General features: G+C 46.3%; 25 protein-coding genes and 1 other annotated feature. Of the genes, 19 read left to right on the top strand and 6 right to left on the bottom strand.

What is annotated here, in order from left to right:
• The first annotated feature begins 168 nt into the window (after positions 1 to 168).
• The 4 genes from nrdD to B9Y93_RS10305 all read left to right on the top strand — a co-directional run bounded on the left by nrdD (position 169) and on the right by B9Y93_RS10305 (position 4,501).
• A complete protein-coding gene (nrdD, locus tag B9Y93_RS10315; RefSeq protein ID WP_085494320.1) occupies positions 169 to 2,310 on the top strand; it encodes an anaerobic ribonucleoside-triphosphate reductase in 2,142 nt (713 codons plus the stop codon).
• A 15-nt stretch (positions 2,311 to 2,325) separates the two neighbouring features.
• Positions 2,326 to 2,829 carry an anaerobic ribonucleoside-triphosphate reductase activating protein gene (nrdG, locus tag B9Y93_RS10310; RefSeq protein ID WP_085494319.1) on the top strand — a complete coding sequence of 168 codons (504 nt, stop codon included), beginning with the start codon at positions 2,326 to 2,328 and terminating at the stop codon, positions 2,827 to 2,829.
• Between the two features lie 91 nt (positions 2,830 to 2,920).
• Positions 2,921 to 3,100 carry a hypothetical protein gene (locus B9Y93_RS24340; protein WP_139829158.1) on the top strand — a complete coding sequence of 60 codons (180 nt, stop codon included), beginning with the start codon at positions 2,921 to 2,923 and terminating at the stop codon, positions 3,098 to 3,100.
• A 141-nt stretch (positions 3,101 to 3,241) separates the two neighbouring features.
• A complete protein-coding gene (locus tag B9Y93_RS10305; RefSeq protein WP_244903362.1) occupies positions 3,242 to 4,501 on the top strand; it encodes a M24 family metallopeptidase in 1,260 nt (419 codons plus the stop codon).
• Positions 4,502 to 4,565: 64 nt separating this feature from the next.
• Here B9Y93_RS10305 and B9Y93_RS10300 read toward each other — a convergent pair whose 3' ends face one another.
• Complete coding sequence (locus B9Y93_RS10300; protein WP_176228891.1) at positions 4,566 to 5,249, bottom strand: CerR family C-terminal domain-containing protein; 684 nt, start codon at positions 5,247 to 5,249, stop codon at positions 4,566 to 4,568.
• A 280-nt stretch (positions 5,250 to 5,529) separates the two neighbouring features.
• A complete protein-coding gene (locus B9Y93_RS25185) occupies positions 5,530 to 5,613 on the bottom strand; it encodes a putative holin-like toxin (protein WP_169027617.1) in 84 nt (27 codons plus the stop codon).
• Positions 5,614 to 5,967: 354 nt separating this feature from the next.
• Between B9Y93_RS25185 and B9Y93_RS10295 the strand changes: the two genes are divergently transcribed.
• From B9Y93_RS10295 to B9Y93_RS10285, 3 genes are read left to right on the top strand one after another with little or no spacing between them, the layout of a single operon-like run.
• A complete protein-coding gene (locus B9Y93_RS10295) occupies positions 5,968 to 6,822 on the top strand; it encodes an SPFH domain-containing protein (protein ID WP_085494317.1) in 855 nt (284 codons plus the stop codon).
• An 18-nt stretch (positions 6,823 to 6,840) separates the two neighbouring features.
• Positions 6,841 to 7,026: a type II toxin-antitoxin system antitoxin gene (locus tag B9Y93_RS10290; RefSeq protein ID WP_085494316.1), complete on the top strand. Its 186-nt coding sequence runs from the start codon at positions 6,841 to 6,843 to the stop codon at positions 7,024 to 7,026.
• A gap of 3 nt (positions 7,027 to 7,029) precedes the next feature.
• Positions 7,030 to 7,626 carry a hypothetical protein gene (locus B9Y93_RS10285; RefSeq protein WP_085494315.1) on the top strand — a complete coding sequence of 199 codons (597 nt, stop codon included), beginning with the start codon at positions 7,030 to 7,032 and terminating at the stop codon, positions 7,624 to 7,626.
• Positions 7,627 to 7,841: 215 nt separating this feature from the next.
• Here the strand turns inward: B9Y93_RS10285 and B9Y93_RS10280 are convergent, their stop codons facing one another.
• Positions 7,842 to 8,486 (bottom strand): glycosyltransferase, encoded by a 645-nt coding sequence (locus B9Y93_RS10280; protein ID WP_085494314.1) that lies wholly within the window; start codon positions 8,484 to 8,486, stop codon positions 7,842 to 7,844.
• A gap of 316 nt (positions 8,487 to 8,802) precedes the next feature.
• Between B9Y93_RS10280 and B9Y93_RS10275 the strand changes: the two genes are divergently transcribed.
• Together B9Y93_RS10275 and B9Y93_RS10270 are read left to right on the top strand one after the other, a co-directional pair.
• Positions 8,803 to 10,536 carry an alpha/beta hydrolase family protein gene (locus B9Y93_RS10275; RefSeq protein WP_244903361.1) on the top strand — a complete coding sequence of 578 codons (1,734 nt, stop codon included), beginning with the start codon at positions 8,803 to 8,805 and terminating at the stop codon, positions 10,534 to 10,536.
• A 225-nt stretch (positions 10,537 to 10,761) separates the two neighbouring features.
• Positions 10,762 to 11,247, top strand: coding sequence for a hypothetical protein (locus tag B9Y93_RS10270; RefSeq protein WP_139829156.1), 486 nt, complete (start codon positions 10,762 to 10,764; stop codon positions 11,245 to 11,247).
• 50 nt (positions 11,248 to 11,297) lie between these two features.
• Here the strand turns inward: B9Y93_RS10270 and B9Y93_RS10265 are convergent, their stop codons facing one another.
• Together B9Y93_RS10265 and B9Y93_RS10260 are read right to left on the bottom strand one after the other, a co-directional pair.
• On the bottom strand, positions 11,298 to 12,101 hold the full coding sequence (locus tag B9Y93_RS10265; protein WP_085494312.1) for a DUF4367 domain-containing protein: 804 nt from the start codon (positions 12,099 to 12,101) through the stop codon (positions 11,298 to 11,300).
• Positions 12,088 to 12,672, bottom strand: a complete 585-nt coding sequence (locus B9Y93_RS10260) for an RNA polymerase sigma factor (protein WP_085494311.1) — start codon at positions 12,670 to 12,672, stop codon at positions 12,088 to 12,090. Before B9Y93_RS10260 ends, B9Y93_RS10265 begins: the two co-directional genes overlap by 14 nt.
• 364 nt (positions 12,673 to 13,036) lie before the next feature.
• Between B9Y93_RS10260 and B9Y93_RS10255 the strand changes: the two genes are divergently transcribed.
• The 5 genes from B9Y93_RS10255 to B9Y93_RS10235 all read left to right on the top strand — a co-directional run bounded on the left by B9Y93_RS10255 (position 13,037) and on the right by B9Y93_RS10235 (position 17,963).
• Positions 13,037 to 14,224 (top strand): hypothetical protein, encoded by a 1,188-nt coding sequence (locus B9Y93_RS10255; RefSeq protein WP_085494310.1) that lies wholly within the window; start codon positions 13,037 to 13,039, stop codon positions 14,222 to 14,224.
• Positions 14,225 to 14,489: 265 nt separating this feature from the next.
• Positions 14,490 to 15,737, top strand: a complete 1,248-nt coding sequence (locus tag B9Y93_RS10250) for a DUF4367 domain-containing protein (protein WP_085494309.1) — start codon at positions 14,490 to 14,492, stop codon at positions 15,735 to 15,737.
• A gap of 123 nt (positions 15,738 to 15,860) precedes the next feature.
• Positions 15,861 to 17,069: an alanine racemase gene (gene alr, locus B9Y93_RS10245; RefSeq protein WP_244903360.1), complete on the top strand. Its 1,209-nt coding sequence runs from the start codon at positions 15,861 to 15,863 to the stop codon at positions 17,067 to 17,069.
• Between the two features lie 258 nt (positions 17,070 to 17,327).
• On the top strand, positions 17,328 to 17,609 hold the full coding sequence (locus tag B9Y93_RS10240) for a CopG family ribbon-helix-helix protein (RefSeq protein WP_085494559.1): 282 nt from the start codon (positions 17,328 to 17,330) through the stop codon (positions 17,607 to 17,609).
• A gap of 3 nt (positions 17,610 to 17,612) precedes the next feature.
• Positions 17,613 to 17,963 (top strand): type II toxin-antitoxin system PemK/MazF family toxin, encoded by a 351-nt coding sequence (locus tag B9Y93_RS10235; protein ID WP_085494308.1) that lies wholly within the window; start codon positions 17,613 to 17,615, stop codon positions 17,961 to 17,963.
• Positions 17,964 to 18,127: 164 nt separating this feature from the next.
• Here the strand turns inward: B9Y93_RS10235 and B9Y93_RS10230 are convergent, their stop codons facing one another.
• Positions 18,128 to 18,349, bottom strand: a complete 222-nt coding sequence (locus B9Y93_RS10230) for a hypothetical protein (protein ID WP_139829155.1) — start codon at positions 18,347 to 18,349, stop codon at positions 18,128 to 18,130.
• A gap of 255 nt (positions 18,350 to 18,604) precedes the next feature.
• Here B9Y93_RS10230 and B9Y93_RS10225 point away from each other — a divergent pair, with 255 nt between their 5' ends.
• The 5 genes from B9Y93_RS10225 to tdc all read left to right on the top strand — a co-directional run bounded on the left by B9Y93_RS10225 (position 18,605) and on the right by tdc (position 26,019).
• Positions 18,605 to 19,180, top strand: coding sequence for a YHYH domain-containing protein (locus B9Y93_RS10225; RefSeq protein ID WP_097676039.1), 576 nt, complete (start codon positions 18,605 to 18,607; stop codon positions 19,178 to 19,180).
• Positions 19,181 to 19,318: 138 nt separating this feature from the next.
• Positions 19,319 to 19,541: a binding site (T-box leader), on the top strand.
• A 100-nt stretch (positions 19,542 to 19,641) separates the two neighbouring features.
• Complete coding sequence (tyrS, locus tag B9Y93_RS10220; RefSeq protein WP_085494558.1) at positions 19,642 to 20,901, top strand: tyrosine--tRNA ligase; 1,260 nt, start codon at positions 19,642 to 19,644, stop codon at positions 20,899 to 20,901.
• A 205-nt stretch (positions 20,902 to 21,106) separates the two neighbouring features.
• Complete coding sequence (locus B9Y93_RS10215; protein WP_176228890.1) at positions 21,107 to 21,754, top strand: protein rep; 648 nt, start codon at positions 21,107 to 21,109, stop codon at positions 21,752 to 21,754.
• 906 nt (positions 21,755 to 22,660) lie between these two features.
• Positions 22,661 to 24,142 (top strand): tyrosine-tyramine antiporter, encoded by a 1,482-nt coding sequence (gene tyrP, locus B9Y93_RS10210; protein ID WP_085494304.1) that lies wholly within the window; start codon positions 22,661 to 22,663, stop codon positions 24,140 to 24,142.
• Complete coding sequence (gene tdc / locus B9Y93_RS10205) at positions 24,139 to 26,019, top strand: tyrosine decarboxylase (RefSeq protein ID WP_085494303.1); 1,881 nt, start codon at positions 24,139 to 24,141, stop codon at positions 26,017 to 26,019. The genes tyrP and tdc overlap by 4 nt, the downstream gene beginning before the upstream one ends.
• The last annotated feature ends 33 nt before the right edge of the window (positions 26,020 to 26,052 follow it).

Here is a 26,052-nt window from a genome sequence, read left to right as displayed (position 1 = left end):
CGCGAGGGTAGAATCATAGAGTAATGATTTCGTTCGTTTAACATCCATTCTCCACCATATGATCATCAAAACGTAATATTTGTTTAAAAATTTCACTATAATCGTTACCGACATCACAGGCAGCCGAGGGGGCGGAGCGTTATACTAATAAGCCGGGAGTCGGAGAACATGTATAGGATAAGCGAGGGTGAAACCATGCAGATTATAAAAAGAGATGGACGAACAGCAGAATTCGATAAGCAAAAAATTGTGAACGCCGTGAGCAAGGCGATGATCGCCATCCGGATGGAGGATAACGGGCAGCTCGCTCACCATGTGGCGGACGCGGTTGAACATAAGCTGCTTAAGCAGAAGGAAGCGACCGTTGAAGCGATTCAGGAGCTTGTGGAGCTTGAGCTGATGAAGTCGAAGAATAAGGAGCTCGCGAAGGCATACATTCGGTACCGCCATGAGCGCAATGAGTTCAGACATAAGATTAACAGCATCGATAAAAAGATTAGCGAGCTCGTTCAGATGGAGGAGACGGTCACGAACGAGAACGGCAACAAGGATGCCAATGTGTTCAATACGAAGCGGGATTTGCTCGCAGGTGTGGTGGCCAAGGATTATGCACTGCGCAAGATGCTGCCTAAGCACATTGTGGATGCGCATACGAACGGCGACCTGCACTTTCATGACTTGGATTATTCGCCTTTCTTCTCGATGTACAACTGCATGCTGATTGATTTTAAAGGCATGCTGGAACATGGCTTTACCATTGGCAACGCGGATGTAGAGACGCCGAAGTCGATCTCCACCGCGACAGCGCTTGTGTCGCAGATCGTAGCCAACGTATCCTCGAACATCTATGGAGGAACGTCCTTCAATCGCGCGGACGAGGTGCTGGAGCCTTATGCGGAGAAGTCGTATATCAAGCATCTGAACGAAGCGAAGCTGTGGATTGAAGATGAAGCGAAGCAAGATGATTACGCGCGCAAGATGACGAAGAAAGAGATTTATGATTCGATGCAGGCGCTCGAATATGAGATCAACACGCTGTACAATTCGAATGGGCAAACGCCATTTTTGACAATCAACTTCGGTCTTGGCACGTCCTGGTACTGCCGTGAGATTCAGAAGAGCATGATGCAGATTCGCATCGATGGCCTTGGACGCGGCAAGAAGACGGCGGTATTTCCTAAGCTGGTGTTTACCTTGAAGCGCGGCGTCAATCTTGAGCCTTTAGATCCGAACTATGATATTAAGCAGCTCGCGCTCGAATGTGCGACGAAGCGCATGTACCCGGACATCCTGAGCTATGACAAGATCGTGGAGATTACAGGGGACTTCAAGGCGCCGATGGGCTGTCGTTCCTTCCTGTCCTCTTATCAGGAGAATGGACAATACATTACGGATGGGCGCAACAACTTGGGTGTGGTGACATTGAACCTGCCGCGTGTCGCCATTGAATCAGGCGGCGATCAAGAGACATTCTGGAAGCTGCTGCAGGACAAGCTGGAGCTGTCTCATGAGGCGCTGGAGTATCGCATCTCGACATTGGAGAAGGCACATCCGCAGAACGCGCCGATTCTATATCAGTATGGAGCGACTGGCAAGCGTCTTGGTGTTGATGATCGGGTCATGGATATTTTCGAAAAAGGCAGAGCGACGATCTCATTAGGCTACATTGGCCTTCATGAGGTGGTGACCGTATTCTTCGGCAACGATTGGCAGCAGAACCCTGAAGCGAAGGCGTTCAGCATCCGAGTGCTGTCGACGATGAAGGATGCGGTGAATGCTTGGAAGGACGAATCGGGCTTCGCCTACGGCTTGTATGGAACGCCGTCTGAATCGTTGACAGACCGCTTCTGCCGCTTGGATAAAGAGAAGTACGGCTCTATTGAGCATATTACGGACAAGGATTATTATACGAACTCTTTCCATTATGATGTTCGCAAGAGCCCGAATCCATTTGAGAAGATTGAGTTTGAGAAGGACTATCCGTACTATTCCTCTGGCGGTTTCATTCATTATGTGGAGTTCCCGTCGCTGATCAATAATCCGAAGGGGCTTGAGGCGGTGTGGGATTATGCTTATGATCGTGTCGGTTATTTTGGCACCAACACACCGATTGACCGCTGCTATGAGTGCGGCTATGAAGGGGAGTTCGAATCAACAGAGATCGGCTTCCAATGCCCGAACTGCGGCAACAACAATCCTCAAACCTCTTCTTGCGTAAGAAGATTGTGCGGATATCTGGGCTCTGTTATTCAGCGCCCTGTCATCAAGGGACGACGCCTCGAAATTCAAAGCCGCAAGAAGCATATGTAGGCGGGGTCTGCGAAGATGCATGTGGCGGATTATAAGAAGTTCGACTTGTTAAATGGAATTGGAATGCGATGCAGCCTGTTCGTGAGCGGGTGTCCTCATCACTGCAAGGGCTGCTTCAACGCTCCTGCTTGGAACTATCAGTATGGGGAGGTCTATACACAGGAGCTGGAGAATCAGATCATTCAAGATCTGAATGATCCGGATATTCGGATAAGCGGATTATCGCTGCTTGGCGGCGAGCCTTTTGCCAATGTGGAGGGGCTTCTTCCTCTGCTTGAGAGAGTGAAGCAGGAGTGCAGCGGCAAGGATATCTGGTGCTGGACAGGTTATACCTTTGAGGAAATTATGGCGTGCGAGAGCAAGCGCGCCATGATCCGATACATCGATGTAATGATCGATGGCAAGTTTATCCTGGAGCAGCGTGACTTGACTCTTAAGTTCCGCGGATCGCGCAATCAGCGCGTTCTGGATGTGGCGAAGAGCCTTGCTCAAGGAACGGCGATGAGCTGGGAAGGGTAGCCCTGCCTCGCGATGCAGGTGACTCGCATGGTACGGAGGGTTAGGCTTAGCGAAGGGAGCAGGCAGACCACCCTTGTGGAATAATTGAAAAGTGATGATGCAAGCCGAAGGCACCGCTGTTATTCTTATCAGCCGTGTCTTCGGTTTTTTATTTTGGGATGAGTTAAGGGGTGAAAAGAAAAGAGCAGCGGGGAATGCTTCGCATCAAGAAGGCTCGATTCATCAAATATTCATGATTTCACTAATTCATTCAATTGAATTAATCAAATGAATGAATTATACTAGCGGTGTAAACGTTCTTAATTTGTTAGAGGTGAAAGGAGGCTGTCCCCATGAACACGAGCAGGTAGTGGTATGGACATCCCTCGATGATGGCTTTTGATCAAATTAGGAATAAAGGAGGAAGATGGATATGAATCTTATGATGACGGGCTTGCCTGCTTACTCGCTTGCCGAACGGGATCGCAGATGGAACTTGGCCGATCAATTGATGGAAGAAGAACAGGTGGATGCATTGATTGTATATGGTGACCGAGAAGGGGCGTTCCCTGCTGTGTTCAATCCGGACACTTACTTTACGAATGAGCGCCCTGGGTCTATCGTGATCTTCCCTAAGGGTGAAGAACCGATTTCCGTTGTCTTTTTGGCTACTGCTGTAGAGGATCATATTCAAGCTCGGTATACGAATACGCAGGGATGGATCAGACCTGAGAATATGTATGTCGGCAAGATGGGCGGGCATATTGTGAGTATTCTTGAACAAAGAGGACTTGCGGAGAGCTCCTTCGGCGTCATTGGCTTAGAGCCTTATCCCCCTTATTACTTTGATGGAGCTATCCCCTACAATACATGGAATTCGATTCAGAAGGGGCTGCCGCATGCGGTTTTCAAGCCTGTGGGACGGCGGTTTTTTGCATTGTCCGCCGTGAAGAGCCAAGAGGAGCTTGACGTATTAAGAAGGTCAGCACGAATTGGGGAACAGATGTGTCAGGCGATGCTGGAAGCGACGAAGCCGGGAGTAAGGGAAAATGAGATCTATGCTGCTGCGATGAACGCCTGCGCGATGCATGCCGGATTTACGGCATCGATATTGATGGGGTCAGGGCCGGAATTTGTAGGCTGGGGATTGCCAGCATGGACCTATCGGCCTGAGGAGCCGCGAATCATTCAAGAAGGAGATATCATTCTAGCAGAAGTCTTCTCATCCTTTGGGATGCTGGAGACGCAGCATCAGCCCTCCATTGCGGTCGGAGAGGTGCATCCCGACTTTGAGCTTGCAGCGGCTGCAGCAAGACAGTCCTATGAGAACGGTGTAAAAGAGCTTGCCCATGGGGCTCTCTTCGGAGATGTCGTCAAAGCCATGAATAAGCCGATGCAGGAGGTTGGCGGCTGGCATGTGCATCCGCTGATTCATTCCATCAATCCATTCGGGCTGATTGGCGTTGGAGATGAGATCGCACGCCTGCCGGAGGCCAAAGACTATGGGAATGTGCACCCGATTCCTTCTATAGGGTTGGATACGGAGCTTAAGGCAGGCATGGTATTTGCCTTTGAGCCGAATTGTGCGATTGGCAAGAAGGTCATCAATCTTGGCGGGACGGTTGTCGTCGGGGAACAGGGCGGAATTGAGTTGAATAATAATTCCACACGCTTAATGAGAGCATCCTGGTAGCAAAATAGAGGGCATGTATCGAAGACTCGCTGTCGTTCGCTGCATGCCCATTGGGGTGCTCGTATTAGGAGGCGGGGAGTGTGCAGGTTCGGATGGACATCTCGCCAAGCTCTCTTGCGATGGCATCGATATGCGCCCCGTCCAGCTCCTGTATGCCTTGGCGTCTGAGATAGGTTTCCTTAGCTACGGAGAACGCGACAGATTGGCCGATGATCGCATGTGCGATCATGATCGTCTTGGGATCATGCGGCGCTAGGTCCATTAAGATCCCCGCCAATGCCGCGATCATGCGATGCAAAGGTTGAAAGAATTGTTCATACAAGATGTCATAGGCTTCAGTAGGCTGCAGCTGTTCTCTCGCGATGAAGATGCTTCTTGCATTTGCCTTCTGATTGCCGATCATGGACTTGGAGAACTGCATCATGATGCTCTTCAATGCTTCTGCCGCTTCATCCTTCGACCAATCGTCGATTCCTTCTGTATCTTGCAGCGCCTGCTTCAGGAAGTCCTCTTGGACGGTGTTCGCAAGCTGCTTTGCAACCGCAAGGTATAAGCCCTTCTTGCCCCCAAAATAATAAGGGATTGCCGATTGATTCACGCCTGCCTCGTCGGCCAGCGTGCGTGTGCGCACTCCTTCATAGCCATGCAAGCCGAATATGCGAAGGCCTGCATCCAATAAGCGGGATTGAGCCGAGTCGTCATGCCCCTTATGATGCTGCGTATCCTTGTTGCCTGTGTTTGTATTCATCGTGATCCCTCCATTATGCTGAGTATAATTCATTCGAATGAATGAATCAATTGCAAGCATTATAGGCGCGTGCAAGCATGGATCGGCTTTTCCTTGCGAAAGGCAGCGATTTGCGAATAACAAAGGATTGGAAGATTGAGGTATAGGGCAGGCTGTGCTATGATAAGAATAGAAAAGGGGACTCGTGCTGGTAACACGAATCCCCACAACTGCCGCTTCAAAGGCGGTGGCTATACGGAAGCAACTCAAGAATGAGCCGTTATCCTAGGTCAAGGGCGGCTCATTTCCTTTTATGGAAGGACAGAATCAAGACGACGAATGTCCCGAAGGAAAGCATTAGCGTTAACGCCTCGTATACTGTCATGCTATCACCTCCTTTCGGAGATCATAGCTACCGCCCTTGAAAGCCGATTCAGTTGTGCTATCATCATACCATAATTTGCTAGAGTTAACACCGTTAACACCGTAAATGCCTAAATTGAAGTTCAATGATTCATTGTTATATTGCGTTTGGAAGCGAGAGCTGGAATAGGAGTTTATGAGTAGAGAAGAGGGGAAACCTCTTCTTTTTTTGTGCTTGAATAAAGAAAAAATGGCTACATGCTGCATGTATGAGTCTCAGAACGGATGCATGAACGATTTTTGCAACATAGGGTTTACAATATAAGTAAAAAGTGATATCATATAAATATCAAAACAATATAAAGGAGTGGGAGTTATGTTCAAAGAGAAAGAGTGCTCTCGCGTTAATGGCTTTATTGGTCTCTTGTTGATTATTGTACTGGCTGCAGGCGGTGTCTTTGCGATTACGATGCAAGAGCCGCTTCCTGTTGTCAGCGGTATTCTTATTATTTCCATTGCGGTTCTATTATTAACGGGATTAACGGTTGTACAGCCGAATCAAGCGAATGTGATCACATTCTTCGGTAAATATTTAGGCGTCATTCGCGAGAGCGGCTTCTATATGACGATTCCTTTATCCATTCACAAGAAAGTATCGCTTCGTGTCCGCAACTTCAACAGTGCGAAGCTGAAGGTTAATGATGTTGACGGCAATCCGATTGAGATCGCGGCGGTCGTTGTATTCTCTGTTGTGGATTCCGCCAAGGCCTTGTTCGAAGTAGATGAGTATGAGACTTTCGTCGAAATTCAAAGCGAGACTGCGCTTCGCCATGTGGCAAGCAAGTATCCGTATGACAGTGTTGAAGGAGCAGGCTTCTCCCTTCGCAGCAATGCAGAGGAGATTGCGATGGAGCTTAGCGATGAGCTTCAGAATCGCCTTGGCGTAGCAGGTGTGCAGGTGATCGAATCCCGCTTGACTCACCTTGCGTATTCTACAGAGATTGCAAGTGCAATGCTGCAGCGTCAGCAGGCTGCCGCGATCATTTCTGCACGCGAGAAGATTGTGGAAGGCGCCGTATCAATGGTACAGCTTGCGATTCAGCGCTTGGAAGCAGAAGGCGCCGTTGAGTTGGATGAAGAACGCAAGGCTGCAATGATTAACAACCTCCTTGTTGCTGTCGTGTCAGACCGCTCTGCCCAGCCGGTCATTAACACGAGCACTCTGTACTAATGGGAGTCTCCATTCACGATGGCAGGTAAAAAGAAGAGCTTCCCTCTGCGCCTTGACCCGACGTTGTATGAGGCTTTGGAGCGCTGGGCAGCGGATGAATTCCGAAGCGTGAATGGTCATATTGAGTTTTTGCTCCGGGAAGCACTGCGTGATGCAGGGCGACTTCCATCACCGAAGTCTAGGGATAAGAGAAAGGAGGAGTAATCGATGTCTACAACCACAGCGGCTAAGCGGTGGGAATCGAAGAGCACACGCTTGCTCCGACAATTCGCTCGTGAGACAGGTGGGAGCTTTAGAGCCGCCTCCTTCAAAGGATTCAAATATACGCCGCAGGCTGCCTTGCTAGATCTTGAGCGCGGTCAAGGGGAATTGAACGTGCAGGTGGTGAATTCCAGCAATCAGAACTCTGGCAGCCAGGAATGCATCGTGATTACCTATGAATTTCGCCCAAGACGCAAGCTGAAGTTTTATTTAATCCCGAAAAAAAAGCTGGTGCTGCATTTCTTTGATCACGATTATCGGGAAACCACGATGCCAAACAATGTACTTGGTAAGCTGTTTAAGGCAGGCTCAAGCCATCCGAGCATCATGCGTGCTGTGCTGAAGCATGAGCCGCTTGCGGATGATCTCATTATGCATCCTGTTGCTGATATTCGATTGAAGATCAAAGAGCATGGGGCTCAGCTCACGTATAAGGAATTGGTTAAAAAGCCGGATACAGAGATGCTTCAAGCGCGAGTCGATGTGGTGAAGCATGTCATTGAAGCTTTGTTCGAGCAAAGTGTGGTGTATGAAGGGAAGTAACAACCCGCGAGTCGATGTGTAACCGCTTGGAGAGGCTTAAGAGCAGGCGAGTTCATGCAATCACGCATTAGCTTATTTTCCCTTGCTTCACTAACATGATACAATAAAGAGAGGCACTGCTAACTGAAAATAAGCATGCCTCTCCCTTTTACGACGTACCAATTCAACAATCTCCTGCCCGCTGACACTTCAGTATCACCAGATGACAATGTCGCTTAGAACTTGTCAGGGAACTGCTTCATTATGCCTTCTGTCAAGGTATCAGCAAGCTTAATAATATGTTCTTCGCCTTTGTCAAAGGCTGCGATATCTGCCTTCCAATCTTTTTTAAGCCGTGCCACAACCTGATCGGTTAGCAGCTGCAAATGTACATACATGAGATCTTGGATTTCTTTCTTCGTCCAATTTGGATTTGCAGAGCTTAAGAATTGAGCGATATCATCAGCATTGCGATACCATTCCTTATTCTGCTGTGTGAACGCTGCTTGATCACCCTTAATCGCTGCATCCACGACTTTTCCGGCAATAACGATGTGCTCAGTCAACAATTCAGCCAGCTTGTTGCCTGCTTGCTCGCCATAGTAGGGTTTAATCGCATTTCCAATGTCCTGTTGGTTGCGAAGCAAGCGTTCTAGCACATCACTTTGGTCTTCAAGACCTGCAATAGCGCTAACAATATAGCTTCTTGTCCAGATCGTATGGTCAATCCATAATTTGCGCAAGTCACCCATGAGCTTAATCTTCGCTTGGTTGGATATACTCGCTTTTGTCTGTTCGTTTCCTGCAGCATGCGTTCCTAAGGGAGCAATGCCCAGTATTAGATACACTGCCGCTAGGAGGCACAGCAATCCTCTTTTCATTGATGTCGTCCTCTCTTTCATTTGTAAGAATACGAGAATCTCGATTATTTTGAACAAAGTCCGTTACATTATTCATCATTGGAGGAGAACCGACGACTTTATTTCTACTTGCCAACGTTTATCTCTACATTAAAAGCTCATACAGAAGGAGCAGCCCGTCTTCATTATGGGAGGTTTCATATTGGGGGTAGGAGGTGTAATGGTTAAAAGGGCGGTTTGTGGTATTAAAATACCGTTGCTGCAAGAGCTTCATTAGGAGAGACTGAGAGATCGAACTGATCGGATGATTTCAATATCATATTAAGGAGAGACGTAAATGATGAGACCGCAGCATTGGAGCTTTGTCTTGGCGATGAGCTTATTCGTGGGAGCGCTGTCACCGACTGTAGAGGCGCAGCCATCTGATGAGAAGCTGAAGCTTTCTAAATCAAGCGTTACGGCTGCAGCCGTACAAGCGGAGCAAGGTTATATTCCTCTTCGTCAGGCTGTTGAATCCATTGGAGCTTATGTAGAATGGGATTCGCTGACGCAGTCAGTGAAGGTTACCTATGGCGAGCGAGTCTGGAAGCTCACCAAGAATGAACGGAAGTCTATGCTTAATGATGCAGTATACGAGCTTAAGCATCCATTATCGACCATCAATCATGAAGGACAGTCCCTGCTAGCCGTAACATGGCATGATCTAAAGGCAGCCTTGGAAGTGTCAGGCGAATGGAAGGATGGGCGTATCGCTGCAGATGCGTCGGATAATAAGGCGCTAGCGGGTCAATTCACTTATGCACTGCGCAAAGCCATGACAAGCAGTCCTTCTTCAGCCGCTGATCTTCAGCCGTTGAGCAGCACCTTCAACGCGCAGCTTCAAGAAGCATTGCCTCAAGCAGCGCTGCAGCAGATGGTGCAGCAGATTCAGGCCCTGTATGGTACACCTGCAAGGCTCGCTTCAGTTGAAGTGAAAGATGTCGGCTCAAGCATTCATGTGAATGCGATGATCAAGACGACCAAGCAGGGAATGATTCCTGCAGAGCTTCGGGTAAAGGATGGTTTGATTCGAGATATATATTTCCCGATGTTCCCATCAACCGGCTATCAGGCACCATCCTATGACAAGGCGGAGCAGTACAAGGAAGAGGATATCTTGATTGGCGAGGGAGCTAATGCCCTGCCAGGTACGCTTACGCTGCCGGCCAAAGGAGAGGGGCCGTATCCTGTCGTGGTGCTCGTCCATGGATCCGGTCAAAATGATCGCGATGAATCAATCGGCGCCGGCAAGCCATTCCGCGATTTGGCCGTGGGATTAGCTCAGGAAGGCGTCGCTACGATTCGTTATGAGAAGCGCACAAGAGAGTATCCGATCACATCCTCCCTTCAGCCTAACTTCACCGTCAATGATGAGACCACGAAGGATGCGATTGTGGCGTTGGCATGGGCCAAGGGGGATAAGCGGCTCGATCACAAGGGGCTGTATGTGCTTGGACACAGCCAAGGCGGCATGCTTGTTCCTCGAATCATTGAGCAGGATCAGGATGGACTCATTCGCGGAGCCATCGTTGCAGCAGCTCCGGCAGGACCGCTTGAGGATCTGATGCTGAAGCAGTATGAGGCAGCGCTCGCCAGAGGCAAGCAGGCAGGACTGCCTGAAGCCTCAATTGCACAATTGGAGGCCCAAGTAGAGCAGATGAAGCAGATGCTTGCCTTAATCAAAAATAAAGATGTCAGCATCGACAATCTGCCCGCCGATTATCCGCTGCCTATGGCAGCTTGGTGGATGGATTTCCGCAATTATTACGGCGGTGAAGTGGCGAAGGACCAGAAGACGCCGCTCTTCATTATCCAAGGCAGCAATGATGTGCAGGTTGGCAAAGAAAATCTGGATGAGTGGAAGGCTGCGCTTGCCCATCGCTCCAATATTGAATATAAGCTGTATGACAAGCTCAATCATCTCTTTATTGCGTCAGAGAAGCCTTCAACAGGCGAGGAATACTTCTTGCCGGGCAATGTTCCTCTGGAGGTCATTAAGGATATTGCGGCTTGGGTAGGATCATCGAAATAGTATTGAAAAGTAGACGGGTATTTTTGCACATTCAATGTCAACAAAACCAAAGGTCGGCTTATAGACAGCCGGCCTTCTATATCGATTAACCATGTTGTACAGGCATGCGCAAGTTTTCTATTAAAATATTAAAAATAGAGGAAATAGCTGCAACTAAATCATTCAAAAAGTTGTTCTTTGGTATTGTAGGAATTAAATACATATTGAAGGTGAGGCTATATGCACATGAACAGATGGAAACGTGCAAATCTCGTATTGCTTGCTGCTTTGCTGCTAGTCGTTATGATTCAACCAGGAAAGTCTTATGCTTATGCGGACCGGATGATGAGCTTGACTCCGCCGCCGCCTCCATCACCATTGATCATGCCGCTAGGATTTTTTGATCCGAGCAATCAATATCTTGAGCAGGGAGAGACCAAAATATACGATAACGGGGACCAAACGGTCACGATTGAGATGAGTACCACTTCTTATTCTCAAGTGTCCTCCATCGGTGCAACCGTGACCTTGCAAATGTGGACAGGCGGCACATGGGCCAACATTGGAACGAGTACGACAAAGAGCAAGAGCAATGATTGGTATTTCAAGGATCAGGTGACGAAGGTCGTGGCCAGAGGTTATTACTTCCGGGTGAAATCAACACATTGGATCAGTACGGGGAATGTTTATGAGCAAGGGGAAATTATTTCGACCTCGATTTTAGTTAAATAACGCCTGTTGGGTGTAAGGCAACAATAAAGGAAGGGGGAATTCCCCCTTCCTTATTTGATATGCTCAGCCAGCTTAATGATCTCATCTTTCTCCAGTTCGCCGTTAATGGAGATATGAACGCCCGCATCCATATATTCAAGGCTCGCCTTCTTGTTCTTGTTAATAAACAGATAGGCGTTCAAATTGTGTACTTGGATCTCTTCAAAGGTTCCTCCCTCCTTGTAATGGGGAGAGGTGAGTACTTCGTTGCCAGTAAGCTTCGTGAACTTTATGATCAGCCGCTGCTTATCAGAGTTGAAATACACCGCCATAGCCTCATTCGCAAGCGAGTGCTGATCGGGAGCGTATATTCGAATCTCCGACAGCTTATAGTCCTCAGGAACATACTCGACACGTATTGGATTGAAGGCCAGTCGGCCTTTCATGTCCTCCCAAGCATGGAGTACTTCCTCTTTAGGCGTATCACCCGGGACATCCGCACCAATATTGGTAGGGTTCTCTTCTACGATTTCTTCCACGATCTCTTCAATTGGGGCCGAGGTCTTGGCTTCAACAGCTCCTCGTTCCTTCGATCCGAATATAAAGCTGATCATGTCCTGATCCAGATTCTTAATCGAAGCAAAAAAAGGAGTAACCGCCTGAGTGACCGTAGGTGATCCAAAGATCACGGCTCCTAACAGAAATGATGCAGCGACCAAGGAGAAGATTCGCAGCCGGTGAAATCGGTTCTTTCGCTTCGCGAGCTGCTGTTCCAAACGATTCCACGAGGCTGTAGGATCAGGGGTTACGGAGTGGTGCTTCGCTGCTTCATCAAAAGCTTGTTCAAACCACTGATCGAATTCATCTTTTTTCACGATGATCACCCCATTCCTTTACCAATCTTTTTTTGATAGCTTCTCGTGCCCGGTGCAGCGTGTACTTGACCTTTTGCTCCGATATGCTTAGCTCGTCAGCAATCTCATAGTAGCTCATGTCTCTCTTCCAGCGAAGCTCGATCATCACTCGGTATTCAGGCTTCAGCTGCTGAAGGCACTGCTCGATGGTCTCCACCATTGCCTTAAGCTCGATTTCCTGTTCAATGGTGCCATGCGGCGTTGCGAAATCAGCGTTGTCATTTATAAAAACACTATCAAGATCAACTTGGTTTCGATTTTTTTTATTTTTTCTCAAAAAATTTATTGCAGTATTCTTGGTCACAACCTTCAGCCATGCTTTTAGCTTATTCTCATTGTCTACTTTAGGTATGCGATCTATAGCCTTCAAAAATGATTCCTGAATAATATCCTCGGTAAGAGAATGGTCCTTGACGATATATAGAATCGGAGCATAGAACATTTTATAGAATTCTATGTAAATCTCTTTTTGTTGTTCCGAGCTTAACGATTTATAATGGTTCTCTTGCAAATCAAGCATTTTGAGTGCCATGCAAAGAAGTTACCTCCTAGAACGTATTGGGAAAACAATAGGACAGGTACCGCTTAAACTAAATGCAAGCATCATGAACGGCGTTATGAGTGGAACGAGATCTGAATAGAGCTATGTAAGATGTAACACTATTCACTATTATATGAAAGCGGGGAGAATATTGTCTAATATTTTCCTCTGTATTCATTTTATATGAAATAATAGGTTGACATAAAGGGGATTTGTTACGTAAGTATATTTTTTTGCAGAGTGCGACTTCTTGGGTTGGACAAACGTCATTTATAATAGCTGGACCATATGAGCAGAAGCGCTTTATATAGACCAGTTTGCAAATGAGTCGTGATATGTATTGGAGGTACAAGCTTTGAAGAATGCCTATCGAATTGCAGCTATTTGCATGCTTATTATGGTTGTCCTTGCTGGGTACAACTTTATTTCGGATATGAGAGACCCCAGAACGCTTAGTCCTGAGCGCGTTGTCATCGAGCCGCCTCCTCAAGTAGAGTCTGATGCGATCTCCCAAAAGCTCTCCCTCTCTAACCCCATCAAGCGTGTGATCAAGGACAATCGCTTTTTATCTTCCACCGTTGAACCAAGTTATCTTAATGAAGACATGACCGTGTTTGCTTATGAATTAATAGAAGGAACGACAGCGTCCAGCTATATTGGGATGATCAAGCATCATGAAAATATCGTAAAAACGATCTACACAGCCCCTGAGCATCGCAGCATCTCCACACTTGTTGGCGTAAAGGATGAGCTGTACTGGGTGGAACGCGAGCCTTTGCCTGATGGGGAAATCCACTGGGAGATTAAGTCGCTTCAACTCGCAGCCAATAAAGTTCTGCTTGTTGAGAGCGGTTCTGTATCAGGAGGTTACGAGCCGCCTTCCTTAAGTACGGATGGTGAGCGGATAACATGGATCAAAAGAAATATCCATCGGCACGAGACCGTTAGCTCTGTTATTGTATATGAGCCGCTTCTAAGGGAAATAAAGTGGATTGCAGAAGTCTCTCTAAAGGAGATAGCTGCAGATGAAGAAGGCCGTCATATGATCATGCAGCGGCCTGTATCAGACGGCATCCTTGTACTGGAGTCTGTGCATCAGCGTACGGGCGACAGTGGCGAGGATACGATCTATCAGGTTGTACATTACCCTTATGACCGAACCAAGACCACAAGGGTGCTCCATGAAGGCGCAGGGGTTATTGATTTTACAGCGGATGATAACTGGTTTGTATGGTCGGAGCCTGGCAGGATCTATGCGGTGGACCGCAAGACGCTTGTGATCAAGCAGCGCTATGAAGCCGATGACAGCCGCCTTACCTTGGATTCGCTCTTTTTATGCGGGGATCAGCTGTATTTTCGTTATTCGGTCTACCAGATTCGTGCCATGAATCTTCTTAACGGCACTATTCAAGCGCATTCTCCTCATCGCTCCATTACCTCAAAGCTGTTTCAAGGCGAAGGATACCTCGGATTTTCCATTATGGATGCCACACAGTCTGTCGGTGAAGCCGCAATCTATATGATGAAGATCATTGAACATTGATGGAATCAAGCACGATATGCCAAGACCCTATCCCGCTTTTTACTTGTCATGAATCCTTCATTCATTGCTAATTAGGCGGTTATCGTTATTCGCTTATGCAACCACGCTTGTTAAGCCATGAATTGCAGGTGCGGCCCTGTAAAAAAGTTGCTTGTCACGCTTGTCAGGCTAGTCTGCATATTTGGCCAAGTACCCTCATAGACATGTTATCAGTGATGAAGCCGATAATCAGGCGATGAATTCAAATGTCAGAGGGGATGATCTCATGCGACGGATCACATGGGTACTAGCCATGATGATGAGTGTGATGCTTCTATTAGCCGCTTGCGGCCAGAAGGATGCATCAGCAGTGGTCAAGGATTTGGACCACAAGATGAGCAAGCTGCAAAGTTATGAAGGCATAGGCACGATGACCCTGTACTCCGGACAGCAGCCGCTGGAGTATCAGGTAGAGGTTCGATACCAGGACCCAAGCTACTATCGCATTCAGCTGACGAACACCAAGAAAGACATTAAGCAAATTGTGCTCCGCAATGATGAAGGGGTATTCGTCCTCACGCCAAGCCTGAAGAAGAGCTTCCGCTTCCAAAGTGATTGGCCGGACAACCAAGGTCAAGTGTACTTATACCAAACACTTATCCACAGTATTCTGCAGGACAATAGCCGTCAGTTCCTGACCGAAGGCGACAGCTATGTATTTGAGGTTGCAGCGAACTACCAGACGGATGCGCTTGTGAAGCAGAAGATCTGGCTGGACAAGGGGGATTATAAGCCGCAGCAAGTTCAGGTGACAGATTCTGAAGCGCGTGTTGTCGTCGAAATGAAATTTACTCAATTTGAGTTCAATAAGAAGTTTGACAAGGATGCCTTCGACATGCAGGCGAATATGACAGCGAGCGCTAATATTGATCCGACACCGCTTCAAGAGGATGCGGATGAGGCTGTGAAGGATGAGAAGTCAAAGACGCCTTCGAAGGAAGAGCAGGATAGTGAAGACAACGATAAGAAGGACAATGACAAAGGGTCGAAGGATACTCAGGGAGAGCCGGATGCTGCCACCAGCACGGAGCCAACAGATGAATCCACAACAGAGCCGACTGTGGGAGATGAGCTTGCTCCTGGTCAAGATGAGGAAGCGACTCAAGAAGCCGTTACTGACGATCTTGGAAGCTCAGCAGGGCCATTCGGCATTATTAAGCCGTCTTACGATCCAGAGGGCGTCAGCTTGAAGGATGAGCAGGAAGTCAATAGCGACAATCATGCCGTGATGCTGCGTTATACAGGAACATACAATTACACGATTATGGAAAGCCATCAGAAGGATATGGAAGTAGGCGTAGTGCCAGGCGAGTATATTGATCTCGGATTTACAGCAGGCGTCCTCACTGGCGAGACCCAGAAGACGCTGACTTGGATGGATGAAGGAATCAAATACCAGATTGCAAGCGCGGATCTCCCTACAGAAGAGATGGTGAAGATTGCACAATCTATGGTGGATCAGCCAGGCAAATAATGGATTCAGGTACAAAATAACAGCGTCTCCGCGCTCCAATATCTCCCTTGTTCGTTGACAGTCCTAGTGATGGGGTTTACCATAGGAATGTTAATGCAATGAACGGAAATGAGGAGTGCGGAGATGATGAAGGACAACGGGACTTACTATCGTCCGACGTGTGCAGAGCTGAACGTATCTGCGCTTCGTCACAATATACAAGCATTTAGATCAACCTTGTCGGAGGCTACAAAACTAAGTGTATGCTTAAAAGCGAATGCATACGGCCACGGGGCGATTGAGGTGGCAAGAATTGCCGAAGAGGAGGGTGTGGATTATCTAAATGTAGCTTTTCTTGACGAAGCGATTCAACTGCGGCAAGCAGGCATCTCCATCCCTATTTTAGTACTAGGCTATACGCCGCCGGAAGGCATTCCGTCGGCGTATTTCCATAACATTACCTTGAATGTGTTTACTTCTGAGGTGCTTGAGAAGCTAGAAGAGGCTGGAAATCATTTGTGTGCGGAGAACGGTGGACGGCAGTTGAAGGTCCATGTTAAGATGGATTCCGGTATGGGACGACTCGGATTGCGTTCTGCAGAAGAGCTCACCGCTTATGTCGCTCGGCTGCGTGCGATTCAGGGCGTTCACGTGGAGGGGGTATTTACCCACTTCGCATGTGCGGATGAAGATGACAAGTCTTATACGAAAGTTCAGCATGATCGCTTTGAGAAGGCGATTCAGGCCTTGATGGACCATCACTTGCTTCCAGAGATCGTTCATGCAAGCAATAGCGCAGCAGCGATTGACCTGCCGAATGTTAATCACGGCATGGTGCGTGTAGGCGTCAGCTTATATGGACTCTATCCCTCTTCTGCAGTGGATCATGAACGGATTAAGCTTGCGCCAGTATTGACTTGGAAGACCCAAGTTGTTCATGTGAAGCAGATGAGCGCTCACGAGGCGGTTAGCTATGGAGCTAAGTATAGAACGAGTCAAGATGAATGGATTGCTACTCTTCCAGTAGGCTATGCGGATGGCTATTCCCGCTTGCTAGGCGGTAAGGTTGAGGTGCTTATACGTGGCACGCGACTACCGGTTGTAGGGACGATCTGCATGGATCAATGCATGGTCTCGCTAGCTCCGCTTGGTGAATTGGCGCAGGAGATTGGCACGGGCGAAGAAGTGATCCTTGTTGGCGAGCAAGGTGATCAACGTATAGAGTTGGCAGAACTTGCTGATTATATGGGAACGATTCATTATGAGGTTGCTTGCATGTTGGCGCATCGTGTACCACGCGTGTATGTGGAATCAGGACACCTCCGAGCCATTCATAATCCACTTCTAACGTAAAGTAAAAGCTGCTCCAAAGAGACGATGGTCATGATTGCCTTTTTTTGGAGTCAAAATCTTTTGCTGATAATAGAGGAATTCGAAATCCCTATCACGAATACAGTAGTGTCCGTAGTAGATGCAGATGCATGGAAGATGATATGGAGAAGAGATCAACATACATCATCTGCATAGGGCATATATATTGTTTTGTATAAATTTACTATGCAATCGACATAATGGTATTAAGGAGTAAAGGTTTTGGGGGTGCGAGGACAGGTGGCCAATATTCATAACACCAAAAGGATTATGATCAGCTTGCCCGACCAACTGCTGAAGGAAGTGGACGGCATCGTCGCGAGCGAGAATTCCAATCGCAGTGAATTCATCCGCCAAGCGATGAAACTATATCTTAGCGAGCGGAAAAAGCGCCACATTCGTGAATCCATGCAAAGAGGATACATGGAGATGGCAAAAATTAATTTGACGATGGCATCTGAGGCGTTCTATGCAGAAGAAGATGCTGACGGCACTCTAGGCCGAATGGTTAGTGGGGTGTAAACATTGATCGTAAAGCGCGGCGACGTATTTTTTGCCGATTTGTCACCCGTGGTAGGCTCGGAGCAAGGAGGGGTGCGTCCCGTCCTCGTTATCCAAAATGATATTGGGAATCGCTTTAGCCCAACCGTAATTGTGGCGGCTATTACCGCCCAGATTCAGAAGGCGAAGCTACCAACCCATGTGGAGATTGAAGCCGCTACGCACGGCTTTGATCGTGACTCTGTCATTTTGCTTGAGCAGATTCGTACGATTGATAAGCAGCGTCTGACTGACAAGATTACGCACCTGGATGAAGAGACGATGCGCAAGGTTGATGATGCCATACAGATAAGTATTGGTTTAATCGATTTCTAATTTGATGCTTAAGGCCGCTGTATGTATCGGATGAATTCCGATTCATACAGCGGCCTTTTTGTTGGCTTGGAACGGTTATAAGCTTAGATTGGGGTAAAAGAATGCGGTGCAGCTGCTCTAACATGGGTGGAATAGAGTTGTTGCTGTCTCGGTTATACCAGATCTCAGCTGTGAGCAGCGGAAGCTGGAGCTGGTTGATTGATAATAGCTGCACGAGGAAGCTTAGCAGCATCAGTACTGCTCAGCGTGAGAGTGATCGTCTCATTAGGTGCAACATAGATTCCTTCAGCCTGGTATTTGCCTGAAGGGAAGGTGCGGTGGAGAAGGGCAGCTTCCGTATCAGGATTGCCAAGCTGCTCTAGCGTGATTGTTTTGGATAAGACCATGTTTTCATGTGCTGCTTGCACGCTTGGTGTCCCGGACTTTGAGCTGTTGCTTACAGGCATCAATATAGAATGCCAAGTCAAATTTGAACACTTTGTTTCGGATGCGAAAATGTGAAACTTTTAGTAGCTATTTCTGGGACAATCCTCCAATATATATAGATAACAACATATGGAATTGGAGTGAAATTAGTGATTAAGAAGTGGTTGAGTACTTTGACTGGTGTAAGTTTGAGTTTTGCGTTATTTATAAGCGGTATGCCGGCGAGTCAAGCGCATCCTGGACGTACAGATGCGAATGGGGGTCATACTTGTAGGACGAATTGCGAAAAATGGGGACTAGAATATGGGGAATATCATTATCATAATGGTAAATCCTCGACTAATTCTTCTAGCGCTTCTTCCTCGTCAAGTAACAATAATGTTGGAGCAAAAGCCAATTCGAAGAAGTCGGAGAAAGTGAAGGTTATAAAGCCTGCTCCAATTGCAATTGGGTTATATGTGGATAAAGAAAAAATAGCATTGAAAAGCTCAGCAGTTCTTTATGATGGTCAGCTCATGCTGCCGCTAACTGAGATGCTGCAGATCTTGAAGGTGTCATACAAGGTGATAGATGGAAAAGTATTTATTGAGGGGCATGAGGGGCAGCTAGGGGTTCCTGTGAAGCAGGGGAGCAAGCGCATGACAAAAGCTGGAGAGGAAGTTCTGCTTCACACCCCGATTATACAATACGAGGGAAGAGTAATGGTTCCTCTGCAATTATTGCGTATGGCTGCCGAGCATTCTTTTGAATATAAAAAGGCGGAAAAAGCCTTGTATATTGCACTTTCATAAAGGCAAACATAAGTAACCATCGGGGGTCTTCCGAGATCCCCGGCTTCAAGCACAAGAATGAAAAAAAGTGAAATTAGATAAAACTGGTAGTTGACAAACGCTTTTATTCGCACTATGATTGTCATTAATCTAATATTGGATAACACGATGAAAGAGCGAAGTAGCGATATTGTCACTGTGTTCAGAAAGCCAGGGGTTGATGCGACCTGGTACACACAACATTGCGAATTACACTCTGGAGGTTCTTAGGTAACGCTAAGCGGACTGGCAATCGATATCATTGCTGAGAGTGGTATCAATAGTGGCTGCAGCACTATTGATGCAATGTGGGTGGTAACACGGTTAATCAATCGTCCCTATGTCTAGAATAGACAAGGAGACGATTTTTTTGTTTTTTAGAACAAGTTTACTTAGACTTTTTTAACCATACAAAATACACACCAAGGAGCTGAAATATCATGATGAACATTATCGATGAATTAGAATGGCGCGGAGCCATTAACCAGCAGACAGATGCAGAAGGTTTGCGCAAGCTGACAACCGAGAAGTCGATTTCGCTGTACTGTGGTGTTGACCCTACGGGTGACAGCATGCATATAGGACATCTTATTCCGTTTATGATGTTGAAACGATTCCAGCTTGCAGGACACCGCCCAGTTATTCTGATCGGTGGAGCAACAGGAACGATCGGCGATCCAAGTGGACGCACATCAGAGCGTTCGCTTCAAACAATGGAACAAGTGCAAAAGAACGTTGATGCTCTTACTGCACAAATGAAAAAATTGTTCTTGAACGAAGGCGATACTGGCCTGCGCATGGTAAACAACTACGATTGGACGCATGACCTGACTATTCTTGACTTCCTTCGTGACTTTGGGAAGAACTTCAGCGTCAATACGATGCTGGCAAAGGATATTGTCGCTAGTCGCCTTGACTCGGGTATCTCCTTCACGGAGTTCTCGTACCAAATTCTTCAGTCGATGGACTTCCATCACTTGTTTAAAAACGAGGATGTGCAGCTCCAAATCGGCGGTGCAGACCAATGGGGGAACATTACAAGCGGTCTTGACTTGATCCGCAAGAAAGAAGGACCTGAAGCGAAGGCATTTGGATTGACGATCCCATTGATGTTGAAAGCAGACGGAACGAAGTTCGGTAAGACAGCAGGCGGCGCGATCTGGCTCGATCCGAACAAAACAACGCCATTTGAGTTCTTCCAATTCTGGGCAAACCAAGATGACCGTGATGTTATCAAATACTTGAAATTCTTCACCTTCTTGTCGAAAGAGCAAATCGATGAGCTTGAAGTGAAGGTGCAAACGGAACCTCACAAGCGTGAAGCGCAGCGTGTGCTTGCTGAAGAAATGACGAAATTTGTGCACAGCGAGGAAGCATTGGAACAAGCGAAGAAGATCTCCGCAGCCTTGTTCAGCGGCGATATCAAAGCCCTGACGGCAGATGAGATCGAGCAAGGATTCAAGGATATGCCGACATTCCATGCATCTTCTGAGACCAAGAACATTATTGACTGGCTCGTTGATCTGGGTATTGAACCATCCAAGCGTCAAGCACGCGAGGACATCACAAATGGTGCGATTACCTTGAATGGGGAGAAAGTAACGGATGTTAATATGGATGTAACGGTGGACAACTCCTTTGATGGAAGATTCATGATCGTTCGCAAAGGGAAGAAGAGCTACAGCCTAGTCAAATTAGGGTAATGGCTGCACAGAGAATAGCTGAATATATTCAGCTATTCTCTTTTTGCATATGCGATACAGCATGACGTTAGTCATGAATTTCATCCATCTTTTTAGGATATAAACCAACTTCTACATGAGACCGCTTATCCTGATTGGCCTCGCGAGAGGTTTTCTTATTAGAGAGGGGCTTAAGACGATGATGGTTGGGGGATGTAAAAAATCGTTGGACTATGCATTATACAATCATATTCTTATTTCGAAAATAAACGACGCAAAGCAAGTGAATTGGCAAATTGTAAATCTAGGGCTTGCCAATGTATCTGAAGAACGAATAAATGATCAGTTAGACAAGATGCTTCTAGGATTAAATCGATTATTCAAATACAAAAACATTAAGCAGGTATCGTTAGGCTACTTTCGGATGCTTGATATTGTCAAGGCAGGCAGTATGTATCATCCAACCATTCATTTGCTGCTGCCCATGATGAAAAGCTATGTACAAGGACGATACTACATAAAAAAGAAGGATTGGCTTGATATGTGGGCAAGAGCGCTTAATCAGGCCCCAGAAGACGAGTTGGCGGTATCGATTATCGCGCTGAATGAAAAAGGAGATCGGACTCATCAAGTCCATATGATGGAAGCTTTGGCGGCTTGTGCAGCGTTCACTTCAGAAGAATGCCCTGAGCCAGCGTCCGAGCCCATTCCCTCAAGACGTTGGATCGCCTACAGCCGACTAATGAAGGAACAAGCGAATCAAGTTGCACCACTGCTTCACTATGATGTCGAGCAGTTCGCTATTCATGATGCCATTGCAAATCATGCTTTTAGCATGATGAGACACTGGCATGCTGGCTTAAGAATGGCATAAGTGCTTGCTGATTGCTGACAAGCAATGAAAATCATCTCCATGCGCAATATGTGATTTTGAGCATGAAATAATAGTGATATATATCACACTTTTGGTGGGTTGTAAAGCTCTGATTGAGCGGTGCAATCCACTTTTTTTATATTTTTTCCTAGTAAAATCATCCAGATCAATTCCGGTTGCCAATCAAATGGAGAAAAATTGGTGTATAGCAGATGCTGGTAAAGATGATCGAAAACGTTAATATTGTAAAACCCTATTCACTCCCTGCCAACAATCGCTTTATCCTCGTGGCTGTATAAGTATTCTTTTTCACAAAGTAACAATTTCTTTACTAATCCGTCCACTTAATCCCTCAACTTGGTTCATTGTTCAGATATATAATCGCCTGCTCCGGTTCAATCTAGATATAGCTACAGTGAATCCTTTACTACTAAAGGATCTTTGACTTTTGGCTGGGGAAAGGATGTGAGCGCGAAATGTTGGACGTAGATGCGGATGATGAGGGAACATGAACATTCAGGATGCAATATTTATTTATTATTATGAATTATTATTCAAGTTTTTAGCCTGAAAATGCTTTAATCGATAAAAGCATAAAACGTTTAAATGATTCATCAGTGAAGTAGTGAAAGCTTTAACGTACGGTTTAATTAGATTTTGGAAAATTCCTGATAATCCTTTTGTAATAAGGTATTTAAGTCGTTTGACAGAACAAAAAAATGAGGAGTATACTTGCGGTGAAAGTTAATCGATTAACAAAAACCTATAAAACTTTCCTAACAGCAAGGTGGTGTACTTCTTACGTTTCAATTCCTTTTGAGCAGCATTTATTCATGTTTTATTCATGATTAAATGATCGGGAAGATTGAACTTTTTATACAAAAATAAAGAAAGAAGGATCATTTTATGGCCAACTCAAAAAAATTGACGCTGTTCGGGCTAATTGGTATCACGATGGCGTTCTTTGGTACCGTACGTAGTGTGCCGACGCTAGCCATTACCGGTTGGACGCAGATCTTCTACATGCTGGTTGCAGCACTGCTGTTTGCCCTTCCGATCGCCTTAATGTCTGCAGAGCTGTCCACTGGGTTCCCGGAAGAAGGCGGACCGCAAGTGTGGGTGAAAAAAGCGCTCGGTGAGAAGTGGGGCTTCGTTACCTCGTGGCTTTTATGGGTTCAGATGTTCTTCGGGATGGTAATGGTTGCATCTACAGTAGGGGTTCTATTTGGATACGTCATTAACAAACCGGATTTATCCTCCAATAACTTATTTATCTTCGCTGTCATCTTGATTTCTTATTGGGGCGTTACCTTATTAAACCTCAAGTTTGACATGGTCAAGATCGCAGGTAACTGGGGAGCAATAATCGGGGTATACATTCCATTTGTGATCCTGGTTGTTCTCGGTGTTATCTATATGTTCAAAAACGGCATTCAGCCAAACAGCTATTTGGGCAATTTCAAAGCAAGCGACCTGCTTCCTAACCTTGGGGATCTAGGCAGCTTGGCATACTTGTCTGGTATCATCTTTATCTTCGCGGGCGTTGAGATTTCTTCTGTCCATGCGAACAACATTGATAATCCTAAGCGCAATTATCCAATTGCCGTAATTGCATCCGTTATTTTGCTCGTTATCTTTAACTTGATTGCAGGTATGACAGTATCCAATGCCGTGCCTATGGGCAAGATGGAACTCGCAAACATTACACAGCCATACATGATTTTCGCTGAGAATTTAGGTATTCCAACGATTTTCGTTAATATCATCTCCGCCATGATTCTAATCGGTGTGCTTGTACAGTTGAGCGCATGGGTGCTTGGTCCAAGTAAATCGATGATTAAGGTAGCAGATGAAGGCAACTTGCCTCCTTTCTTCCAGAAGCGTACAGATAAGAATATTCCGATTACGTTCGTGTTGATTCAAGCTATCGTCATCTCGCTCGTATCTGTTCTATATATCGTTGTACCAGACGTTAACAGTGCATTCTTGATTATTACCATTACAACAACGATTCTTTACTGCTTGGTTTATGCCATGATCGCAATCTCTGCGATTCGCCTTCGCTATAAAATGCCAGATGCGGAAAGACCGTTCCGCTTGGGCAATAAAGGCAATGGACTCATGTGGTTCGTATCCTTGCTGTCCATGCTTAGTGTAGGGATTACTCTTGTTGTCAGCTTGATTCCTCCTTCAATTTTGGAACCAAGTCAATATACAGGCTACATCGTTTATCAAGTGGTCGCGACCATCGTCATGGTGGGTATTGCACTTATCATTAATAAGTTGAAGAAACCAAGCTGGAAAAAAACTGAAGTAGTCAAAGCGTCAAGCAAGCACGATAATGACGATCAAATTCCATCATCAAATATGGGAGGTTTACAATCATGACTTATCAAATTCCTGAAATTAACCTAAAAGCATTGTTCCTTGGAGACAAAGGGGAAAACGTTGACCTATTCAAAGACGTTCTTCTAAAAATTGTGGACGAGCACGTTGGCTGGCGTCAAAACTATATGCCTCAAGATTTGCCTGTCATCACACCATTTGACAAGAGCTCGAAGAGCTTCCAGGATACAGCGGATCATATGCGCAGCGTATTCAACGAGCTGTCTTCGAAGCTTCGCTCACAATCCCTTCCTTGGCACACCGCAGGTCGCTTCTGGGGCCATATGAACTCTGAGACCTTGATGCCTGCGATCATCGCTTACTCTGCTGCTATGCTTTGGAATGGTAACAACGTTGCGTATGAATCCTCCCCAGGTACATCTCAAATGGAGGAAGAAGTTGGTCATCAATTGTGCAAAATGATGAGCTACAAAGCTGGCGAAAGCTGGGGCCACATCTGTGCTGATGGTTCCATCGCTAACTTGGAAGGTCTCTGGTATGCACGCAACATGAAGTCCTTGCCGCTTGCTATCAAAGAAGTAGCACCAGAACAAGTTGAAGGCAAATCCGAATGGGAATTGCTCAATATGTCCACTGACGAAATTCTTGACATCATGGAGAAAATTCCGGATCAGCTTGATGAAATTAAAGCGAAATCTGCTCGCAGCGGCCGTTACCTCAACAAACTGGGCAAATGGTTGATTCCACAAACCAAACACTATTCCTGGCTCAAAGCGGCAGACATTATCGGTATTGGTCTTGATGCTGTAGAAGCAATCGATGTAGACAGCAGCTACCATATGGATATCACTAAGCTCGAAGCAAGAATTCGTGAGCTTGCTGCTGAAGGCACGCCTGTACTTGGTGTAGTAGGGGTTGTCGGCAGTACAGAAGAAGGCCAAATTGACCATATTGACAAAATTGTTGAACTTCGTGAGAAATTGGCGAAAGAAGGCATTTACTATTATATTCACGTGGATGCTGCTTACGGCGGTTATGCACGTGCGATCTTCTTGGATGAGAATGATGAATTCATTCCTTATGACAAGATTGATGAAGTGTACAAAAAACACAACATCTTTACAGATATGCAATTGAAAGACGAATGGCTCACGGAAGATGTGTATAATGCATTCGATGCGATGAGCAAAGTTGAGTCCGTTACGATTGACCCGCATAAAATGGGATATATTCCTTATTCCGCTGGTGCGATTGCAATCAAAGACAGCCGTATGCGTGATGCGATCTCTTACTTCGCTACGTACGTATTTGAAAAAGATGCAGATATCCCAGCTCTTCTTGGTGCATATATCCTTGAAGGTTCCAAAGCAGGTGCAACTGCAGCTGCAGTATGGACAGCACACAAAGTATTGCCGCTTAACGTGACTGGCTATGGTAAGCTGATGGGCGCAAGCATCGAAGGTGCTTTCCGTTTCTATAACTTCTTGAAAGGCCGTAAATTCAATGTGGACGGCAAAGTAATCGAGCTGCACCCATTGACTAAGCCTGACTTCAACATGGTGGACTATGTATTCAATGAGGAAGGCAACACAGATCTTGAGAGAATGAACAAGCTGAACCATGACTTCTTCGACTATGCTTCATATGTTAAAGGAAGCTTGTACAGCAATGAATTCATTACTTCCCATACTGACTTTGCTATTCCTGACTACGGCAACAGCCCATTGGAATTCGTGCAGAGCCTTGGCTTCACTGAAGCAGAGTGGGACAAAGCAGGTAAAGTAACCATTCTTCGCGCATGTGCATTGTCCCCATATGCCCATGATGCAGAAGTATTTGAAGAATACGCAGAGAAGATTGCGAATGCAATGCAAGACAAGCTTGAAAAAATCTACACGTATGAAATGAACGAACAATAAAAATGTTAAAGAATGCGTAACGATAGTTTTTCG

The organism is Paenibacillus aquistagni, assembly GCF_900177815.1.
Taxonomy (GTDB): Bacteria; Bacillota; Bacilli; order Paenibacillales; family Paenibacillaceae; genus Paenibacillus_B; species Paenibacillus_B aquistagni.
Note: the sequence above shows the minus strand (reverse complement) of the source record. Positions and strands in the feature narration are given on the sequence as shown.

What these genes read in the sequence shown, in the direction of transcription:
- B9Y93_RS10250 (WP_085494309.1), top strand. Translation starts at nt 14,490, where the DNA reads ATGCGACGGATCACATGGGTACTAGCCATGATGATGAGTGTGATGCTT.
- nrdD (WP_085494320.1), top strand. Translation starts at nt 169, where the DNA reads ATGTATAGGATAAGCGAGGGTGAAACCATGCAGATTATAAAAAGAGAT.
- B9Y93_RS10230 (WP_139829155.1), bottom strand. Translation starts at nt 18,349, where the DNA reads ATGGTCTTATCCAAAACAATCACGCTAGAGCAGCTTGGCAATCCTGAT.
- B9Y93_RS10275 (WP_244903361.1), top strand. Translation starts at nt 8,803, where the DNA reads ATGATGAGACCGCAGCATTGGAGCTTTGTCTTGGCGATGAGCTTATTC.
- B9Y93_RS10260 (WP_085494311.1), bottom strand. Translation starts at nt 12,672, where the DNA reads ATGGCACTCAAAATGCTTGATTTGCAAGAGAACCATTATAAATCGTTA.
- B9Y93_RS10295 (WP_085494317.1), top strand. Translation starts at nt 5,968, where the DNA reads ATGTTCAAAGAGAAAGAGTGCTCTCGCGTTAATGGCTTTATTGGTCTC.
- B9Y93_RS10305 (WP_244903362.1), top strand. Translation starts at nt 3,242, where the DNA reads ATGAATCTTATGATGACGGGCTTGCCTGCTTACTCGCTTGCCGAACGG.
- nrdG (WP_085494319.1), top strand. Translation starts at nt 2,326, where the DNA reads ATGCATGTGGCGGATTATAAGAAGTTCGACTTGTTAAATGGAATTGGA.
- B9Y93_RS10270 (WP_139829156.1), top strand. Translation starts at nt 10,762, where the DNA reads ATGAACAGATGGAAACGTGCAAATCTCGTATTGCTTGCTGCTTTGCTG.
- B9Y93_RS10300 (WP_176228891.1), bottom strand. Translation starts at nt 5,249, where the DNA reads ATGAATACAAACACAGGCAACAAGGATACGCAGCATCATAAGGGGCAT.
- tdc (WP_085494303.1), top strand. Translation starts at nt 24,139, where the DNA reads ATGACTTATCAAATTCCTGAAATTAACCTAAAAGCATTGTTCCTTGGA.
- B9Y93_RS10285 (WP_085494315.1), top strand. Translation starts at nt 7,030, where the DNA reads ATGTCTACAACCACAGCGGCTAAGCGGTGGGAATCGAAGAGCACACGC.
- alr (WP_244903360.1), top strand. Translation starts at nt 15,861, where the DNA reads ATGATGAAGGACAACGGGACTTACTATCGTCCGACGTGTGCAGAGCTG.
- B9Y93_RS25185 (WP_169027617.1), bottom strand. Translation starts at nt 5,613, where the DNA reads ATGACAGTATACGAGGCGTTAACGCTAATGCTTTCCTTCGGGACATTC.
- tyrS (WP_085494558.1), top strand. Translation starts at nt 19,642, where the DNA reads ATGAACATTATCGATGAATTAGAATGGCGCGGAGCCATTAACCAGCAG.
- B9Y93_RS10225 (WP_097676039.1), top strand. Translation starts at nt 18,605, where the DNA reads ATGCCGGCGAGTCAAGCGCATCCTGGACGTACAGATGCGAATGGGGGT.
- B9Y93_RS10290 (WP_085494316.1), top strand. Translation starts at nt 6,841, where the DNA reads ATGGCAGGTAAAAAGAAGAGCTTCCCTCTGCGCCTTGACCCGACGTTG.
- B9Y93_RS10280 (WP_085494314.1), bottom strand. Translation starts at nt 8,486, where the DNA reads ATGAAAAGAGGATTGCTGTGCCTCCTAGCGGCAGTGTATCTAATACTG.
- tyrP (WP_085494304.1), top strand. Translation starts at nt 22,661, where the DNA reads ATGGCCAACTCAAAAAAATTGACGCTGTTCGGGCTAATTGGTATCACG.